The 2,517-nt window shown below is 57.1% G+C and carries 1 protein-coding gene; it reads right to left on the minus strand.

Going from position 1 to position 2,517, the window contains the following annotated elements; translation table 11 throughout:
- Positions 1–1,264: hypothetical protein (locus DUT91_RS24750; RefSeq protein ID WP_147272297.1), on the minus strand; the 1,264-nt coding region annotated here is incomplete at its 3' end.
- Between the last annotated feature and the right edge of the window lie 1,253 nt (positions 1,265–2,517).

A 2,517-nucleotide genomic window follows, 5' to 3' on the forward strand; every position in this document is an offset into this window, starting at 1 on the left:
GCGGATCCGACGGAACCGCCGACCAGTAGATATCGCTCATCTGGTCGCTCGGGTTCGCATTCGTCGCCGTCAGCGTCTGTGCCGCGTAGAGCGGAATCGGATCCGTCCCCGTGATGCCGATCCCGTGCTGGACGGAGCCCTGTAACGTAAGTTGCAGAACGCCGTAATCGCGCGTGCCCGTCTGTTCGTTGAGGGTGCTTGCAGAGATATAGGCCGTGAAGGGGCCATCGCCCTTTGCTGTGATCGTATTCTGCGTGGAGCCGTTTGCGACGAGGGTAGTCCGGTTCGTGAACTGAACCTGGTCGGCCGGGAAGGCCTCCCACAGAACTTCCGTACCGGCGCCAGAATAAGTGGCGGTCAATGTCTGCTGCGTCTCGTCCGGGGCAATTGTGATGCTCGGACCGCGGCCATACTGCGTAGCAGCCAACGACAGCTGCGCTTTCGCCCCGTCCGGAGCGGTGGCGGTTAAGATTGCACAGCCAATAAGCCGATAAACACTTTGTACCGCGACTTGATCGATACCGTTTGTCGTTGTGCCGTCATCGATCGTTTGCGTCGGGTTCGTACTCAAAATAGTGGAGCTCGTAGCGCTCGTGTTGTTCAACTGCCACGTTATCTCTCCGGGAAGAGGCGTGCCGACATCGTCGGTGTAAACGGCCTTGACAAGATGAGTCCCTCCAGGGGCTGGTAGCGGTGGCCCATCCAGCGTAAAAAGGCCAAGCGTTGTTTTGGGTGGATTGTCGGAGGCTTTGGCCTTAAGGAATTTCAGGTCGGCGATGCCGATGGGTGTGGCATCTTCGGAATGCGCATAGATGGTGATCGTCGTATCCGTGTTTGGCCCGACCGCCTTGATCGACATCTTTCCTTGAAAATTGCCTACGGGCGTATAGCCCTGATAGAGACCATCAGGGTCAAAGATGACCGTATGCCCGCACTTGCCCTCGTCTGGCGGTGGGCTCTCTGCCCCGCTGGTCCAAAAGACAGCCCAGACTTCCGGGTGTGTCTGGTCGACCGTCACGTCGAGCGTATAGGTCTGGTAGAGATAGAGAGGATCGGCAGGTGGTATGATCTGAATACCAGCTGCTTGGGCATTTTGCCCACCGCTTATGTTCGTGGAATGTTTGTGCTCATTGGCAAAAGGCTTTCCGTCAACGTCCCTTGAAGCGTCCCGTCCTGAGTTATTGGTGGCCTCCGGCTGCTCCTTGACATCGCGCCCCTGCGCGAACTTGACGGGGTCGTTTGTCTGGTTTGGGTCTCGTGCCATGTCTGCATCTCCTCTTGAAATCGGTGCGGGCACAGGAGCCCGGCTGGGCGATGAATACGCGCGGATGCGTCGGCGTGGCTTCGCAAGCCAGCAAGTGGGCACTCCACATACGTCTACAACAGCAATGTTTGGCAAATATCGCGTCAGCGCGACCGGAAAACGCGGCGACTTCTAGGCAGGCGCCTCTGCGCCGACACCCGGCACATCAATGGCGGCGTTTACAATCGAAGTGCTGAACTGAGCCTCCGTGTCGAGACTGCACTGTAAAGGGATGTATGGTTTTATGATTTGAATATACATAGCCATATCACGCTCTCAAAAATTGCCCTTGCAATGCACTCCTTCATCTCATTCTCTGGAGTGCTTGCTTTTTATCAGTTACATTAAATATAATTCGACAATATTGAAATTATTACATGGTCGTGTCGACCGGTCAACCTCCCATGAAAAACAAGGAAATAATTTCTTTAAAGTGATGTCCGACAACATATATAGTTATAGGCGTAACCTGTTGCTTTAACAGGCTGCGTTTGCAACCATCTTGTGCCTATCTTGCCGCATCGGGCACACCATCGGGCACACCTTTCCTGCCATCGTGATCATTGGTCACAGCCGCCCCGTCAGCTTCTTTGAGACCAAAGGCGCTACATGCGGCACGGTGAGAGATGCCGTCCGCCGCATACGCCGCCGGATACCAGGCCGTAGCAACGGACGTGCTGAATTGATGGTAGCCGATACCGGGTCTGGGATACCGGAAGACGAACACCAGAAAGTGCTCAACCGGCTCTACCGGCCTGGATCATAGCGGCACACCCGGCGACGGCCTTGGTTTGGCGCTGGTCGCGGCAATCGCCGAAGTGTATGAGGCAACGGTGACACTCGCGAACAACAATCCGGGACAGCGCGTGACGATCAACTTTGCCTGCCTGCCCCGCATCGAAGATTGATCCTATCTCCCGGAACAATGCTTCCGGGCGCTCCAAGCCTTCATCGGTGGTCTGCCCACACCGTGAGCCCGGCCTTGCGGCCGGGCTGGCTGGCGTTGCCACTGCCGATGAGGGCGATGCGGCCCGTCACCGCGTCGGTGGGGTCGTTATTCTGGCAGAACCGGCTTGTCCTGGCTCTCGAACGGCACATAGGATTGGCCGTGATCGTAGCTTCCGGTCAGGCCATTGGGCGCGCCGGCGGAAATGATCGCGCTGGGCAGGGATGGGCCGGACGAGCAGGTGACGCCGTTGCTTTCCCTGCCGTCA

Origin of the sequence: Paramesorhizobium salinisoli, assembly GCF_003335045.1 — a bacterium.
Lineage (GTDB): Bacteria > Pseudomonadota > Alphaproteobacteria > Rhizobiales > Rhizobiaceae > Paramesorhizobium > Paramesorhizobium salinisoli.